Source organism: Paenibacillus sp. SER-28 (genome assembly GCF_052906305.1).
Genome location: NZ_JBRECM010000002.1, coordinates 977,908 through 994,515, shown reverse-complemented (window position 1 = coordinate 994,515; position 16,608 = coordinate 977,908). Strand labels below are relative to the sequence as shown.

Annotated in this window: 8 protein-coding genes, 1 pseudogene and 1 riboswitch; of the genes and pseudogenes, 6 read left to right on the top strand and 3 right to left on the bottom strand. The window is 44.7% G+C overall.

Annotated elements, in window-relative coordinates; genetic code table 11:
• Nucleotides 1–6,939: amino acid adenylation domain-containing protein (locus ACUYLD_RS10095; protein WP_446674919.1), on the top strand; the 6,939-nt coding region annotated here is incomplete at its 5' end.
• A gap of 895 nt (nt 6,940–7,834) precedes the next feature.
• Here the strand turns inward: ACUYLD_RS10095 and ACUYLD_RS10090 are convergent.
• Complete coding sequence (locus tag ACUYLD_RS10090; protein WP_446674918.1) at nt 7,835–8,728, bottom strand: LysR family transcriptional regulator; 894 nt, start codon at nt 8,726–8,728, stop codon at nt 7,835–7,837.
• Between the two features lie 346 nt (nt 8,729–9,074).
• Between ACUYLD_RS10090 and ACUYLD_RS10085 the strand changes: the two genes are divergently transcribed.
• The 3 genes from ACUYLD_RS10085 to ACUYLD_RS10075 all read left to right on the top strand — a co-directional run bounded on the left by ACUYLD_RS10085 (nt 9,075) and on the right by ACUYLD_RS10075 (nt 12,949).
• Nucleotides 9,075–9,515, top strand: coding sequence for a DMT family transporter (locus ACUYLD_RS10085; protein WP_023988632.1), 441 nt, complete (start codon nt 9,075–9,077; stop codon nt 9,513–9,515).
• A 21-nt stretch (nt 9,516–9,536) separates the two neighbouring features.
• Nucleotides 9,537–10,982, top strand: coding sequence for a glycoside hydrolase family 1 protein (locus ACUYLD_RS10080; RefSeq protein ID WP_446674917.1), 1,446 nt, complete (start codon nt 9,537–9,539; stop codon nt 10,980–10,982).
• Between the two features lie 104 nt (nt 10,983–11,086).
• Entirely contained in the window at nt 11,087–12,949 is a 1,863-nt protein-coding gene (locus ACUYLD_RS10075) for a beta-glucoside-specific PTS transporter subunit IIABC (protein WP_446674916.1), read from the top strand.
• A gap of 351 nt (nt 12,950–13,300) precedes the next feature.
• Here ACUYLD_RS10075 and ACUYLD_RS10070 read toward each other — a convergent pair.
• Together ACUYLD_RS10070 and ACUYLD_RS10065 are read right to left on the bottom strand one after the other, a co-directional pair.
• Nucleotides 13,301–14,215, bottom strand: a pseudogene (locus ACUYLD_RS10070) (dihydrodipicolinate synthase family protein).
• Between the two features lie 397 nt (nt 14,216–14,612).
• Entirely contained in the window at nt 14,613–15,257 is a 645-nt protein-coding gene (locus tag ACUYLD_RS10065) for a YczE/YyaS/YitT family protein (RefSeq protein WP_446674915.1), read from the bottom strand.
• 114 nt (nt 15,258–15,371) lie between these two features.
• On the opposite strand from ACUYLD_RS10065, the gene ACUYLD_RS10060 reads away from it, so the two are divergent.
• Nucleotides 15,372–15,824 (top strand): MarR family winged helix-turn-helix transcriptional regulator, encoded by a 453-nt coding sequence (locus tag ACUYLD_RS10060; RefSeq protein ID WP_061828430.1) that lies wholly within the window; start codon nt 15,372–15,374, stop codon nt 15,822–15,824.
• 25 nt (nt 15,825–15,849) lie between these two features.
• Nucleotides 15,850–16,374 carry a GNAT family N-acetyltransferase gene (locus ACUYLD_RS10055; RefSeq protein ID WP_322163447.1) on the top strand — a complete coding sequence of 175 codons (525 nt, stop codon included), beginning with the start codon at nt 15,850–15,852 and terminating at the stop codon, nt 16,372–16,374.
• A gap of 77 nt (nt 16,375–16,451) precedes the next feature.
• Nucleotides 16,452–16,550: riboswitch (guanidine-I (ykkC/yxkD leader) on the top strand.
• Nucleotides 16,551–16,608 lie beyond the last annotated feature (58 nt).

The window sequence follows — 16,608 nt, the reverse complement described above, 5'->3', positions numbered from 1 at the left end:
GTAGTGTCTGGTCGTCCAGCGGATATTACGGGGATCGAAAATATGGTGGGCTTGTTCATTAACACCATTCCAATACGTATCCGCAGTGGGGCTGAGGACACCTTTGCTGACATGATCAGAACGAATCAGCAGCAGGCGCTGACTTCTCAAGATTATGAAACGTATCCGCTATATGAAATTCAAGCCTTGAGCGAGCAAAAGCAAGATCTGATCAACCACATTATCGTGTTTGAAAACTATCCGGTGGAGGAGCAGGTCGAGCAACTTGGCGAAGGTGCAGAGTCGGATTTTGAAATTCGCAATGCCGGCATGATTGAACAAACCAACTATGATTTCAATCTGGTCGTTATGCCGCAGGAAGCGATGAAAATCCGATTTGAATACAATGCGAAGTTATATGATCGGGAAGCCGTTGATCGGACTCAGGGCCATCTGATACAGCTGTTGGAGCAGGTGGTGGCGAAGCCGGACATTCGAGTGCATGAGCTGGATATGGTAAGTGAGCAGGAGCGCGAGCAAATTCTCAGCGTATGGGGAAATACAGCTGCTGAGTATCCAAGCGAGCAAACGATTCATGGCTTGTTCGAGACACAAACGGCGCAGACACCGGAACAGCCAGCGTTGTTCTTCGAAGGAGAGCAGTTGACCTATCGCGAGCTGAATGCACGTGCGAATCGTCTGGCGCGCACCTTGCGCAGTCAAGGCGTGAAGAAGGATCGACTGGTGGGTCTGATGACCGAGCGTTCGGTAGACTTGATCGTGGGCATCTTAGGCATTTTAAAAGCCGGGGGTGCATATGTCCCCATCGATCCGACGTATCCAGAGGAGCGTATCCGCTATATGCTGGACGACTCGGGTGCGAAGCTGTTATTAACGCAAAACCATCTGGTGGATAAAGTGGCTTTCCATGGTAACGTGCTGGTGCTGAATGGGGCACAGGGCGTGTATCACGAGGATGCTTCCAATCTGGAGTCGTTGTCTGGTCCAAACGATCTGGCGTATGTCATTTATACGTCGGGTACGACGGGGCAACCGAAGGGCGTTATGGTGGAGCATCGTAATGTCGTACGTTTGGTGAAAAATACAAACTACGCGCAATTAGATGCCGACACGCGCATTTTACAGACAGGGGCTGTTGTTTTCGACGCATCCACCTTCGAAATTTGGGGGGCGCTATTGAATGGTGGACAGCTGGTGCTAGTGAGCCAGGATGTCATTTTGGACGCCCCCAAGCTTAAGGAGGCTGTGCGTAGCCACGGCATTACCACGATGTTTCTGACTACACCGCTCTTTAACCAGCTGTCCCAGCAGGATCTGGCGCTGTTCGAGGGGGTACGGGAGCTGCTGGTCGGCGGTGATGTGATGTCCGTACCACATATGAACCGGGTGCTGGAGGCTCATCCATCCTTGCGGATCAGTAACATCTATGGCCCGACCGAAAATACGACCTTTTCCACAGTGCATGCGATCACTGGTATGCAATCGGAATCGGTGCCAATTGGCAGACCGATCCATAATTCGACAGCGTATGTCGTGGACCGTTCGATGCGGCTTCAGCCCGTCGGGGTATGGGGTGAGCTGATCGTCGGCGGTGACGGGGTGGCACGTGGATACCGCAACCGTCCGGACCTGACGTCCGAAAAGTTCATCGACAGCCCGTTCCGCAGCGGAGAACGCTGCTATCGCACAGGCGACCTGGTACGCTTGAATGTGGACGGGACGCTGGAATATAAGGGACGGATCGACGCACAGGTGAAAATTCGGGGCTACCGGATCGAACTGGGCGAGGTAGAAACGCAGCTGTTGAAGCTGGAAGCGGTGCAAGAAGCTGTGGTCATCGCGCGTGAAGATGAGCAAGGGCAGAAGCAGCTCTGCGCTTATGTGGTCGCCGATGGGGAAGTTGTGGCAAGTGAACTGCGCAGCGCTTTGAGCCAGAAGCTACCGGGTTACATGGTCCCTTCCTATCTGGTACAGCTGGAGCAGATGCCGTTAACTCCGAATGGCAAAATCGACCGCAAGGCACTGCCAGCACCGGAAGGCAGCCTGCAAAGCGGAGCTGATTATGTTGCACCGCGGACATGGGTGGAAGTGAAGCTGGCGCAAATTTGGCAGGATGTGCTGGGTCTGGCGCAGGTCGGTGTGAAGGAAAACTTCTTTGAGATTGGCGGACACTCGCTGCGGGCGACGACGCTGGCCTCGAAAATTCACAAGGAGCTGAACAAGCCGCTTCCACTACGCAGTATTTTTGAATCACCAACCATTGAACAATTGGCAGTCGTACTAGAACATCTCGATCAAGTAACATATGCGTCCATTCCGGTAACGGAAGAACGCAACTTCTACCCATTATCTTCGGCGCAAAAACGACTGTATGTGCTGCATCAGTTCGACCCGAATGATGTGAACTACAACATGCCGTCGGTGCTGCAAGTGAGCGGACCGCTGAATGTGAAACGGGTAGAAGACGCGTTCCGTCAACTAATCGCCCGTCATGCGACCTTGCGTACCCGCTTTGCACTGGTGGACAGTGAGCCAATGCAATGGATTGAGGACACCGTGCCGTTTGAGGTGGAATATACAAAGGTACAGGCAGAAGATACAACCACGGATACGGACACGATGGTCAGCCAGGAAGCACAAGAATGGGTGCGGCAGTTTGTACGTCCGTTCGATCTGCAAGCCGCTCCGCTGCTGCGGGTAGGCTTGGTAGATTTGGGTGTACAAGGAACCGAGCAGGAATCGCAGCATTTGCTCATGCTCGATATGCACCATATCGTCTCGGATGGTGTGTCCATGGGGGTACTGACCGATGAATTTGTCCGCTTGTACGACGGTGAAGAGCTTTCGCCATTGCGTATACAGTACAAGGATTATGCGGTATGGCAGCAAAGCGAAGCCCATCAAGAGTGGATGCAACGTCAGGAAGCGTACTGGCTCGACACCTTCCGGGGTGAACTGCCTGTACTGGATCTACCTACAGACTTTGCCCGTCCGTCGATACGAAGTACGGCAGGCGATACGGTGGTATTCGAACTGGAACGTGAAGTCAGCGAACGGCTGAAAGAACTGGCGGCAAACACAGGCTCCACGCTGTATATGGTGCTGCTGGCAGCGTACACCGCGCTCTTACACCAATACAGCGGGCAAGAGGACATCGTAGTCGGCACACCGATAGCTGGACGACCGCATGCGGATCTGGAGCCGATGATTGGGATGTTCGTCGGAACGTTGGCATTGCGGAACTATCCGACAGCAGAGCAAAGCTTCCGAAGCTACGTGGAGGATGTGAAGACGCGTGCCCTGCAAGCTTACGAGCACCAGGACTATCCGTTTGAGGAGCTGGTGGAAAAGCTGAACGTGAAACGGGATATGAGCCGCCATCCACTGTTTGATACGATGTTTACCCTGCAAACGACTGAGGAAGGCGAGCTGCAGCTGGCGGACCTGAGCTTCCGTCCATACGGCTTAGAACAAACGCCAGTCAAGTTTGATTTGATGATGGAGGCCAGTGAGGAAGAAGCAGGTATCCAGTTCGGATTGCAGTATGCAACCGCGTTGTATCAACGGGAAACCGTGGAACGGATGACACGCCACTTTATTCGTTTGGCCGAAGCGGTGGCGGCGAACCCGGATGCGAAGCTGGGTGAGTTGGAACTGATTACGGCGGAAGAAACCGTGCAGATTCTGGAGGTATTTAATGACCCGAACGCACATAGTGTGCGTTGTGTTGAACACAGACAGGTGCAAGGCCGTTCGCTCAGCGAACGCTTTGAAGAGCAAGCGAAGCGCAACCCTGAGCGGATAGCAGTTGTGTCTAGAGCCACCACGCTGACCTACACTGAGCTGAATGAGCGTGCGAACCAATTGGCTCGTGTGTTACGAGCGGAAGGGATCGAAGCAGATCAACCGGTTGGCGTATTGCTGGAACGTTCTGCGGATATTCTGGTGAGCATTCTGGGGGTACTTAAGGCCGGAGGCGCGTATGTGCCGATGGATACGGTGTATCCACAGGAGCGCATCGACTACATGCTGCAAGACAGTGGGGCCAAGGTCGTGATTACAAGTAGAGTCGCCAACCTGTCGCTCAGCTTGCCATCCACAGTTCGAGCTGTAGTCTTGGATGACGAGGACGTTCAAGCTCAACTGGGAGCACAGGATGCGAGCAACCTAATCCCTGTCGCCCGCCAGCATAACCTGGCCTATATGATTTACACGTCAGGTACCACCGGCCAGCCGAAAGGGGTCATGATCGAGCAGGGCAGTGTTAGCAATCTGGTAGATGCTTTATTGGAGCGAGTATACAGCCGTTATGAACAGCCGCTTCATGTCGCATGGCTGTCGGCATTTGTATTTGACGCTTCAGTGAAGCAAATCTTTGCCAGCTTGCTGTTAGGCCACACCCTGCACGTGGTGTCCCGTGACGTCAGTCTGAGCGGAGAGCATTTGATCACCTACTACCGCACGCACCGGATTGATCTGTCGGACGGCACACCTGCGCATCTGCATATTTTGAACGAAAGCGTCAATGTGACGGAAGCGCCGGAAGTGAAGCATTACCTGATCGGTGGCGAAGCATTATCCGTGCAGCTGGTAAATGTGTTCCTGCACAAGTGGTCCGGGTATCGTCCGGTGATTACCAACGTGTACGGTCCGACCGAAACCACGGTAGATGCGACTGCTTATACGATTGAAGATGTGGAAGCCCTGAACGCACTGCTGGAAAAAGGGGAGCATACGGTATCCATCGGAACGCCGATAGCGAACCAGTCCGTGTACATCTTGAACAGCCAGCAACAGCTGGTACCGATCGGGATCGCAGGTGAGCTTTATATCGGAGGTGCAGGTGTCGGACGAGGATACCTGCACCTGCCGGAGCTGACGGCAGAGAAGTTCGTCCCGAATCCGTTCGCAGATGCGGCAGCAGCCGATCAAGCGGACAGCACTCATACAAACCGGATGTACCGGACGGGCGACCTGGCACGGTGGTTGCCAGACGGCAGCATTGAGTATTTGGGCCGGATCGACCATCAGGTGAAAATCCGGGGTTACCGGATCGAGCTGGGCGAGGTGGAAGCACAGCTGCTGACCGTGGATGGCATTCAGAAAGCCGTGGTCACAGCATGGGAAAACGAAGACGGACACAAGGACCTGTGTGCCTACATCATAGCTTCAGAGTCCCTGAGTTTGCCGGAGCTGCGCAATGCACTGCAGCCGAAGCTGCCGGATTACATGATCCCGACGTATGTGGTACAACTGGATCGTTTCCCGCTGACACCGAACGGGAAAATCGACCGCAAGGCGTTGCCGGCGCCGGAAGCACGTCTCGAAGGAGGCCTGGAGTACGTTGCACCGCGGACGCCGCTGGAAGCCAAACTAGCCCAAATCTGGCAGGATGTCTTGAAACTGTCCAGCGTAGGAGTCACCGACTCATTCTTTGACGTGGGTGGGCACTCCCTGCGGGCAACGACGCTGGTGGCCAAAATCCATCAGGAACTGGACAGTCGGATTACGCTGCGAGAGGTGTTCCAACACTTTACGATTGAGCAGCAAGCCCAGCTCATCGCAACGCACGGGACAGACACCTATACGGTGATCCCTGCGGCGGCGCAACAGGCGTACTACCCGGTTTCCTCGGCTCAAAAACGACTGTACATTTTGAGCCATCTGGAAGGTGGGGATCTCAGCTACAATATGCCGGGTGTATTAACTGTGGAGGGACCGCTTCAGGCCGATCGGCTAGAGGATGCGTTCCGTCAGTTAATAGCCCGCCATGAAACGCTGCGGACTTCCTTTGAAATGGTGGAAGGCGAGGTCGTTCAGCGGGTTTACGATCAAGTGGAGTTTGCAGTAGAGCGCCTGCAGGCCAGGGGGTCCGAAGCCGAAGCCTATATCGAGTCCTTTGTACGCAGCTTTGATCTTCGCCAGGCACCACTGCTGCGTGTCCGTCTCATTCAAACTGAACCAGAGCGCCATCTCCTGATGTACGACATGCACCATATTATTTCAGACGGTGTATCGTCTAACAATATCGTGCAGGAGCTGGTACAACTGTACGAGGGACAGGAATTGGAGCCGTTGCAAATTCAGTACAAAGACTACGCCGTGTGGCAGCAGCAGGAGATGCAGCGTGAATCATACCAACGCCGGGAACACTTCTGGCTGGAGCATTTAGCCGGAGAATTGCCGGTACTGGATTTGCCAATTGCTTATCCTAGACCTGCTGTTCGCAGCTTCGAGGGTGCGATGTATGAATTTACAGTGGACGCAAATGTATCCGAGCAACTGCACCGAATTGCGGCACAGACCGGAAGCACGCTGTACATGGTGCTATTAAGCGCCTACACCGTTCTGCTGTCCAAATACAGCGGTCAGGACGATTTGATCATCGGTACGCCGGTAGCAGGCCGCTTGTTGCCTGAACTGGAGCCACTGATCGGAATGTTCGTCAATACGCTAGCCATCCGGCATCAGCCGAAGGGCAACCAAACGTTCCACAACTACTTGCTAGAAGCCAGAGATCGTACGCTGCAAGCCTTCGAGCATCAGGATTATCCACTGGAAGAGTTGGTGGAAAAGCTGGATGTAGCACGGGATGCAAGCCGTAACCCATTATTCGACACTATGTTTGTACTGGAAAATATGGAGTCACAAGAAGCGAAGCTTGAAATGCTGTCCTTCAGTCCGTATGTTCAGGAGCATCGTATTTCCAAATTCGATTTGACCTTGTCTATGAGTGATGAAGATGGGGAGATCAAGGGTTCGTTTGAATATTGCACGAAGCTATTTGGGGCCGACGCTATTGAAAGATTAACCAGAGATTTGATAGCGATCCTGTCCCAGATTGGGATCAATCCAGATTTGCTATTAAGCGATATTCAGGTGAACTCGGACGAGCAACCGGAAGGCTTCTCGCCGGATTCCATCGACTTTGTTTTCTAAATCCGTTTTCTAAATGCAATGAATTCATTTTGCGTGTGCAGAGGGCGGCGGCTTGTCCGCCTGCCCTTGCCTGCAAAGTATTCTTTTTCTGACACAACGCTCATGTACGTAACAACGCACCATTCCAACTGGGGTAACAGACCCCATGAAGCAGGAGGGATGCCATTGAAAGCCTTATTTGAGAAGGGAAAAAATTACTGGAGTCATAAACTGGAATCTGAGGATCATATCATCTGCCTGCCATACACCAACCAGGTGTCCAGGGATACAGCTGCAACGAGTATACGTTTGAAACCAAGGTAGAGGGCCATACGACTCCATATCGTAGAAGGTTGGACGTATCATAAACTCATGAAGAAGTTTGGGATCGCAGATCGAATTGATTACAAGAATGGATCAGAATAATATGACATCATGGTTACCTAAAGTAAACATCCCGACAAAATAGATACTCCAATGCAATATTCAGTCACCCATCGGGATACGGGTGGTGCTTTCCATATGCCAATAGTTAACAGCCGAAGGGCACTGCGGTTGGTACGTCATGTCAGAACGAGGAGATTGATTCAAAAAAATTGGTTGGCAGACTTGAGCTTTGAGTTAATAAAAAAATGTCGGAGGACAAAAGCATGTTGCATTAGGAGCCGCCTAAATGACGGCTTTTTTGTTTTAAGAAATCAAGTTCCTTGCTCCGAGCCAAGGACAAGAACTTGATTATTCCATTGCCGATTAGATATCTACCTATTTAATGCTCACTATACCAACCATCCAGTTGTCGCAGGAGCAGACGACCTCATTCTGGAGCGGTTGAAGCGAGGTTCGTTGACTGTCAAATAAGAAGCCCTTAGTGAGCTTTTTTTAGACAATTCTTTAATAAATAAACCAATTTATAAATTTATACTGTGCAGCTTTGAAAAAGCTCAATAAACTTCTGAGCTGCTGCAGAAAGGGGCAAGTCTTTTTTGATAGCAATACTTAAAAACCTTTTAGGTATGATTTCTTGGATGGGCACTATGAATAGCTGTTGTTGATCCAAATCGCTGCGAACAAAATCCTCGATTACACACGATATGCCCAAACCTTTTTTAGCAAACTCAATTAACAGTTCCATGGTACTCAGTTCTACTTTAGGTATTACTTTTAAGCCATATGAAGTGAAAAAGTTGTCAATATATTTTCTTGTATTAAGTCCTTTCTGCATGAGAATGATCGGGTGATTTACTACTAGTTCTTTTAAGAATATTGGTTTATCACATATTTCTTTAAATCTCTCACCTACTACAAAACAATCTTGTATTTCTATTTTTCCAATCACCGTTAGAGAATCTCTGCTTCCGTTCAGATTGATGATTCCTATGTCAACTTCGCCTGACTCTAGCTGCTTAATTGTAGAATGAGTAGATTGATCTTTGATATAAATCTCGATATTAGGGTAAGCCAAGGAGAATGTCTCTAGGTATTGCATCAAGAAGTTACTACAAGCTGTTGTGCTTACGGCTATTCTTAGTTGGCCAGCATCTAAATTCCTTAATTCCAAAAATTTTCTTTCAGCCGCCTGTAATAACTCATAGCTTTGTTCTACATATTGAAATAATATCTCTCCTTCCGTAGTAAGGGACACTCCTTGTGCTCTTCTATGGAACAATTGTCCACCTAGCTTATTTTCAAGTAGTTTTATGGACTGACTAACTGCCGATTGTGATGTAAACAGTTCCTTTGCCGCATTAGACATACTTCCAGCTTTTACTGTGATATAGAAGATCTTATAGAGTTCATAATTAATATCCATATAAGTATTTAGTATACCTCCTATATTTATTATTAATTTTACTTATTATACTGCGTGAATTATACTCGGGTTGTCAATGATTAATCGATAAATTGAGAAGGTGACCAATCTAGTATTCCCATATTTAAGTTATATTATTGACTCATCTGTAGGGGATATTCAATCTTCAGAATTTGAGAGGGGATAATACTGTGAGGCGGGATTACTTTTGCAATGGACACACTTGAAACCGTTCTTTTGGTATTTTCTTTTCTCGTGGTTCTAAAATCGGATAAACGATTTATTGAAGCACTTCGTTCAATTTCAGATTGGCTAATTGATCAAAGTAAGAGAAAGGGGAAAATACATGGCTATCATATTCATAATTTTCGCATTATTGGCAGGAATGGCCTTGCCTACACAATTTAGTGTTAATGCGCAGCTAAGGACGGTGGTGGGATCACCTATTGTTGCTTCGGCCATTTCTTTTACAGTAGGTGCCATCTCATTAATAATCATATCTTTTTTTGTAAAAGGATCGTTGTTCAAAAAAGAATGGTTTGAAGCTCCCTGGTGGATGTGGACAGGAGGACTACTGGGTGCTTTCTATGTATTGGCGACAACCATTCTCATGCCCAGAATAGGAGTAGCAGCTACGGTTGGATACGTTTTAGCTGGGCAAATAATCGTGTCGGTGATCATTGATCATTTTGGATTAATTGGTGCTAGTATGCACACTTTGAATATTCCTCGATTATTGGGAGCTCTTTTGGTTATTGCAGGAGTCTTTATCGTACAAAAATTTTAAATACATTTGGGGGAAACGTACATGAGCAAAATAAGAAAAGACTTTCTGTGGGGAGGAGCTATTGCTGCTAATCAAGTAGAAGGTGCACATCGCAGGGATGGAAGAGGGCTAAGTACCGCTGATATTCAGCCGTTTATTCCAGGAGCTGATCCTATTGATCTACATTTTAATGACATGGATTCAGAAACATACGAAAAATACAAACATGGGACATACTATTTCCCTAAGCGCCAAGGAGTACATTTCTACGAACGATACCGTGAGTATATCGATGCGTTAGCAGACATGCATGTAAAAACATTGCGGTTGTCTATTTCTTGGAGCAGGATTTTTCCGAATGGAGATGATACCGTTCCAAACGAGCAGGGTTTGGCCTTCTATGATCGATTATTTGAGTACATGAAAGAAAAAAATATTGAGCCAATCGTCACGATTTTCCATTATGAAATGCCTTTAAATTTGGTTGAGCAATATGGCGGTTGGACAAACCCGAAACTGATTGATTTCTTCGTGAAGTATGGGCAAACCGTCCTGCAAAGATATCACCAAATCGTTAAATATTGGATCATTATCAATCAAATTAACCTTGTCCACAAAGAGGCATTTGCCTCCCTTGGCATACTGAAAGATAAAGTTGATCATTACGAGCAGTCTAAGTTTCAAGCGGTTCATCACCAATTCGTTGCTTCTGCAAAGATTACTGAGTTTGGCCACAAGCTAAATCCATCCCTTCAAATGGGAATGATGTTGGCCGATACATTAACCGCCCCTTATTCATGTGAACCTGCAGATGTCGAACTGAATTTCAAACGGAATCGAATGCAATATTTCTACAGCGATGTTCTGATTCGAGGCGAGTATCCAGAATATGCATCGACGTATTTCGAAGACCATGACATCCAGCTGGAAATTACGGAATCGGAGAAAGAGTTGCTTCGGAACAATACAGCCGATTTCCTTGCAGTCTCTTATTACTGGTCAAATACTGTTAAAGCTAGTGAGAATACGATGGACCCTAATTCTACCGTCAAAAATCCCCATTTGAAAGCGAATCGCTGGGGCTGGTCTATAAATGCTTCAGGATTATATCTCTGCATGTCTAAATATTGGGACAGGTATCATGTTCCCATGATAGTGGCTGAAAATGGTCTTGGATTTAAAGATATTTTAACAGCGGACAATAAAGTTCATGACGATTATCGCATCGAATACCACCAGGAGCATATTGCAGCACTGAAAGAGGCAATACATGAAGGGGCAGATGTCTTTGCCTATTGTACCTGGGCCCCTTTCGACATCATCAGTGCAGGTACTGCTGAAATGAGCAAAAGATATGGCTTTATTTATGTGGACTATGATGATGAAGGTAATGGAAATGGGCAATTCCATTATAAAGATAGTTTTTACTGGTATAAGCAAGTTATTGATACAAACGGCGAAGATCTTCATAGAACCACCAACGATTAGGATGAGAATCACTAAATGATTAAGGCACCCCCGGATCATTTTGTATCGTTTTAGTAATACGGTATGTGGAAAATGATCCGGGCATTTATAATAGGGGGACAACTATGAGTTATCAAAAATTGGCAAAGGATATTCTGGATGGCGTAGGAGGAAAAGAGAATGTAAATGCGGTGTGGCATTGTGCCACTAGATTGAGATTTAAATTAAATGATGTGAGTACTGCAGATACCAAAAAGATTGAAAACACAGATGGGGTCATTACCGTCGTTAATAGTGCCGGACAGTATCAGGTGGTTGTTGGTAATTCCGTTGCTCAAGTCTATGATGCACTAACATCATTACCTGGAATGGCATTACATGCTTCTAGCAACAATGAAAGCGCTTCAGAAAAAATAACTGGGAAATTTAATCCTGTCAGTCAGTTGATGGATTTTGTTTCGGCCGTATTTACGCCATTTCTGGGAGCCTTGGCTGGATCCGGAATTTTGAAAGGCATTCTAGCTTTATTTACAACAATGAACTGGATATCGACCGACAGTGGTGCGTATAAAATATGGAATGCAGCAAGTGATGCCATTTTCTATTTTTTGCCGATTTTCTTGGCATTTACTGCGGCCAAGAAGCTTAAAGTCAACCCATTCGTAGCCGTTTCGTTAGCTGGTGCACTCATTCATCCATCTTTAGTAGAGATCGTATCCAATTCACAAACGATTGATTTCTTTGGCATACCGATCATACCAATTACGTATACAGCGTCTGTGTTTCCCATTCTGTTGTCGATTTGGGGCCTCTCTTACTTGGAACCTTTGTTGAACAAATTCTTTCCGGAATCAATTCGTAATATGCTAACCCCTCTGGTTTCTCTAGTGATTATGTTGCCTCTAACTTTGGCTGTTATCGGTCCTCTAGGCACAAAGATCAGTGACCTGTTCGCCATGGTATTGTTAGCAATCTTTGGTTTCTCCCCATTACTTGCTGGGTTGGTTTTAGGAGCGTTCCATCAGTCGATTGTCATTTTCGGAGTCCATTGGGCGCTGATTACGCTGATGATAAACAATGTCGCTAATCAAGGATACGACCAATGGTTGCCGATTGTATGTGCAGCCGTACTTTCTCAAGCAGGTGCTGCTCTAGGCGTATTTTTGAAAACCAAGGATGCCAAAATCAAAGGCCTATCGGGTTCTGCAGCAATCACAGCCATTTTTGGTATCACTGAACCGGCAATTTACGGCGTAACCCTTAAATTAAAGCGTCCATTCTACTGTGCAATGATCGCTGCTGGTATTGGAGGCGCTGTTATTGGATCGTTTGAAGTACATGCATCCACATTTACATTTCCTAGCTTGTTGGCTATTCCAACTTATTTAGGCCAAGGTTTCATTGGAGAAGTCATCGGATTAATTATTGCATTCTTTGGAGCCGTCATTTTAACTTATTTCTTCGGTGTTTCGAATAAGAGTGTGACGAATTTGAGTGATCAAGCAAATCCAAACGAGGTTGTGGTACCTGTGAATGGCCAAATTGTTCCTTTAAGCAGTGTAAGCGATGAGGTGTTTGCTTCTGAAGCGATGGGTAAAGGAGCAGGGATTGTTCCAATTAGCGGAATTGTTACAGCTCCGGTAAACGGAACGGTAAGCAGCGTGTACAAAACCGGGCATGCGATTGGCATTGTATCTGATTCCGGTATAGAACTTTTGATTCATATCGGTATTAATACTGTGAAATTAAAGGGACAACACTTTAAACCATTGGTTAAGGAAAATGATAGAATTGGCATTGATGACAAATTAGTTGAGTTTGACTTGGAGCAAATTAAGGCTGCGGGTTATGATCCTACGGTAATGGTTATTGTTACGAATTCATTTAATTATGATCAAGTGCATGTGAATCTGGAGGATCCAAATTCAAAACAGTTATTACATGTGATTCCTGCAAAACCTAGCGTTTCATCTTCAAATTTGGTTTAACACAGGACAGCATGAATTTGATCATGGAAGTAAATTGAAAAAAACGTATAACAGCCAGCTATAGCTATTATAGCTGGCTTTTTTTAGTGGATAGTTTTGTTGTTAACGAAGAAAAGGATTAAGATATTACGAATGCTTGGATAGTTCAGCAAAGTATTGGACAATAAGGTCTCGAAATAGCCTTATCGACTTCGAGAGGTAATGAGTCTGCTTCTAGGACAATGTAATTCAAAGCCTCTGGAACACGTTCAGCACCAATTGCAAATGTGAACCACATCTGTTGTTCCTCCAACACTCATAACGAAAAATTTTACAGCAAACGTGCTTAGTAGTCTTCTCTTCGAAAAGCTATTAGCCGAATGGGCAACAGAATGTTTCTGTAGACTGAAGGTCCTTTAGTATGAATTCCAAGTGTTCTCTAGCTGATTGATTCAATGGTTGTAAGGGCAAAGGAAGACTGGGACTTGAGATCAAGCCACTTATTTCTGCTGCTGCTGAAACAACACGAAGGCTACCATATTGATGAAATAACGTCCAAATAGGTTCAAGTAGCGCCGAGAGTCGTTCCGCTTCATCAGCAAAACCGTCCTGGGCCAAACGGGTCATTTTTAGGCACGCCTTTGGAAACAAACCACCGAGAACCGAGTACCATGCTTCACAGCCTGCATTCAAGCCAGTGACTGCAAATGAATCTCCACTTACTCCTATAGTTACATGGGGAGGAATGGTCGTGCGTAGTTTTCTAATGCGTGCCTTGGCTGCTTCAGGATCAGAAGGTACTCCAGGAATCTTGATAGAACGAACGTTAGGTAGCTCAGCAATCCGACCGTGCAACTCATCACTAAAATGGAAATGCGAGGTACTCGGATTATCATATACACAAAGTGGAATGGAGAGTGAACTGGTTACCTGTTCATAGAGTAAAAATACTTCTTCATTCGTTAGTGTTTGATAGGAGACAGGGGCTAGCAACACTGCGCTTGCTCCTGCTCTTTGTGCATCTTCCGCTAATCGAAGTACTTCAGAAGTACGAATCGCACTTATACTTGTCATCACGGGAATCCCCTCAGCTGAACGGACAGCAAGTCGAAGCACACGTAAACGTTCTTCTCGATTATAATATGCATAATTTCCAGTTGAACCCAATGCACCAATTGAGTCGACACCAGCTGCAACTAATCATTGAATCAGTGTCACAAATGCTTTTTCGTTAATACCTGTCTCGTTAACTGGGGTGAGTGGAAAAGCAGATAATCCACATAACATAAAGCTACACTCCTTTAATAATTGACCTTCAAAATACAAACACATTATAAAAATGAATTAGACACAATTAAAGTACCAATGGAGTGACAAATAACAGTACCAATTCTTCTAGACAAACTTAAGTACAAAGTACATTTCTGTATCAAAATCAACGTTATGATAGTACATCTTTTAACAGACCAAGTTAGTTGAACAACATAAAAAGCATTCTATATAGAATGCTCAGGCTGTCGAGAAACCCCCTGTTTTTTGCAGGGGGTTTAAAACTGTCTTAGTGGTCTAAAAACTAGGGTCCTCAGATCGTTTTAAATCGATTTTTGTTTTAAAAGATGCGTCTCCCCATATAAAAATAGAAGTGTCGAAAAGTCCTCTGGACTTTCTCGACACTCTGAGCATTCTATATAGAATGCTTTTTATCTTTCTCATGATTTGGTGATGTATCAGAGTGTGTTAATATGCGGTCAAGTACTTTTTCAGTAAGTGGCATAAAGTAATTGAGTATTAGCCCCCCTAAACAAACGGTTAACAAAGTTCCAATGCCAATGGGTCCATTTAAAATGACTGCTATGATCAAGAATATAAGGTAGATGAATGTTCTCGAAAAAAATAGATTTGTTCCAGTAAATTCTTGTATGATCAATGTTAATCGGTCAACTGGAATTGGTGCAAAATTTGTCTGTAAATATGTTGCAGTTCCTAATCCTACAACAACTAAACCAATTCCAAAACAAACAACTTTGCTGTACCATAGTTCAGGTGTTATCAAATTGTGTAATAATAAAAGCCACATATCAATTCCAATACCCGTTATAAATGCCGTTAACAACCCCAAAACTTCTGGTCTTTGTCTTTTTAAAAGCGAATTACAACATATCAATATTATAGCTATTATGATTTCCCAACTTCCCACAGTAAGCCCCACATTTATGGACAGTCCTACCAAAAGTGCATCAAAAGGTGAAGTCCCAAGGTCTGATTGTATAGTGAACGAAATTCCAAGGGATAATATAAAAATTCCTAATACGAAAAAAACATATCTCACTTTACTCGACCTCTTTAACATAATTTTATGTTGCAAATGCAATAAAAATAAGGTAAATTCAATATATATCATTTTTATTGCATTTGCAATAAAATAGGTGCGAAGGAGTTAACTATGAAGGAAGTACTTCGTGAAATTGGAATGATCGCAAGGGCATTAGATTCTATAAGTAATATAGAATTTAAAGAATATGACCTTACAAAAGGGCAGTATTTGTACCTTGTGCGAATATGTGAAAACCCAGGAATCATTCAAGAAAAGTTAGCTGAGATGATAAAAGTAGATCGAACAACTGCATCTCGTGCTATAAAAAAACTTGTAATTAATGGCTTTATTGAAAAGAAAGAAGATAACCATAACCAAAAAATTAAAAAACTCTTTCCAACAGATAAAGGGAACAATGTTTATCCTTTTATAAAAAGAGAAAATGATTATTCCAATAACGTTGCATTAGAGGGATTTTCGGAAAGAGAAGTAGAAACCATTTTCAATCTTCTTCAAAGAGTGAGAGAAAATATAGGGGAAGACTGGGAATTTGTAAAAAAGGGGAACAAAAGAAATTATTGATTTACATGAAGGAGCGATACATTAAGTGACTGTAAAAATAATAAAGTGCAGACGTGAAGATTTACAAATACTCCAAGAAATAAGTATTGAAACATTCAACGATACTTTTAAAGATCAGAATTCACCTGAAAATATGAAAGCCTATCTAGAAAGAGCATTTAATTTTCAACAGTTGGAGGATGAATTGTCCAACGTCTCTTCAGAAATCTTTTTCATCTATTTCAATGAAGAACTTGCTGGATATTTAAAGGTAAATATGAATGACGCCCAATCTGAAAAAATGGGTGATGAGTCGCTCGAAATTGAGAGGATTTATATAAAAAACAAATCTCAAAAACATGGGCTTGGTAAATATCTGCTAAATAAAGCTATGGAAATTGCGGTGGAGCATAATAAAAAGAAAATCTGGCTCGGCGTATGGGAAAAAAATGAAAACGCCATTGCTTTTTATAAGAAAATGGGATTTGTTCAAACTGGCGCACACTCTTTTTATATGGGTGATGAAGAACAAATTGATTTCATAATGACCAAAACAATGATATCAGTTTAGGATGATATAAGAATTCTTATTATTTTTATATTGTAATTTATTCACTAATATGTATAATATTAACTATAATTGAATTCATAAATGTTTTCTAGGGTTCCGCGATGTAATATCGGCTGGTCCGAGAGAAAACTCACAGTCGTCGTACTGTGCCACGGAGGGATAAAAGCCTGGGAGAAAAACTGCTATATGCAGTATTCTCTCAGGTTTTTTTATTGCTGCTATAAATCCATACTA

What these genes read in the sequence shown, in the direction of transcription:
- ACUYLD_RS10090 (WP_446674918.1), bottom strand. Translation starts at nt 8,728, where the DNA reads ATGGATATTAATTATGAACTCTATAAGATCTTCTATATCACAGTAAAA.
- ACUYLD_RS10085 (WP_023988632.1), top strand. Translation starts at nt 9,075, where the DNA reads ATGGCTATCATATTCATAATTTTCGCATTATTGGCAGGAATGGCCTTG.
- ACUYLD_RS10080 (WP_446674917.1), top strand. Translation starts at nt 9,537, where the DNA reads ATGAGCAAAATAAGAAAAGACTTTCTGTGGGGAGGAGCTATTGCTGCT.
- ACUYLD_RS10075 (WP_446674916.1), top strand. Translation starts at nt 11,087, where the DNA reads ATGAGTTATCAAAAATTGGCAAAGGATATTCTGGATGGCGTAGGAGGA.
- ACUYLD_RS10060 (WP_061828430.1), top strand. Translation starts at nt 15,372, where the DNA reads ATGAAGGAAGTACTTCGTGAAATTGGAATGATCGCAAGGGCATTAGAT.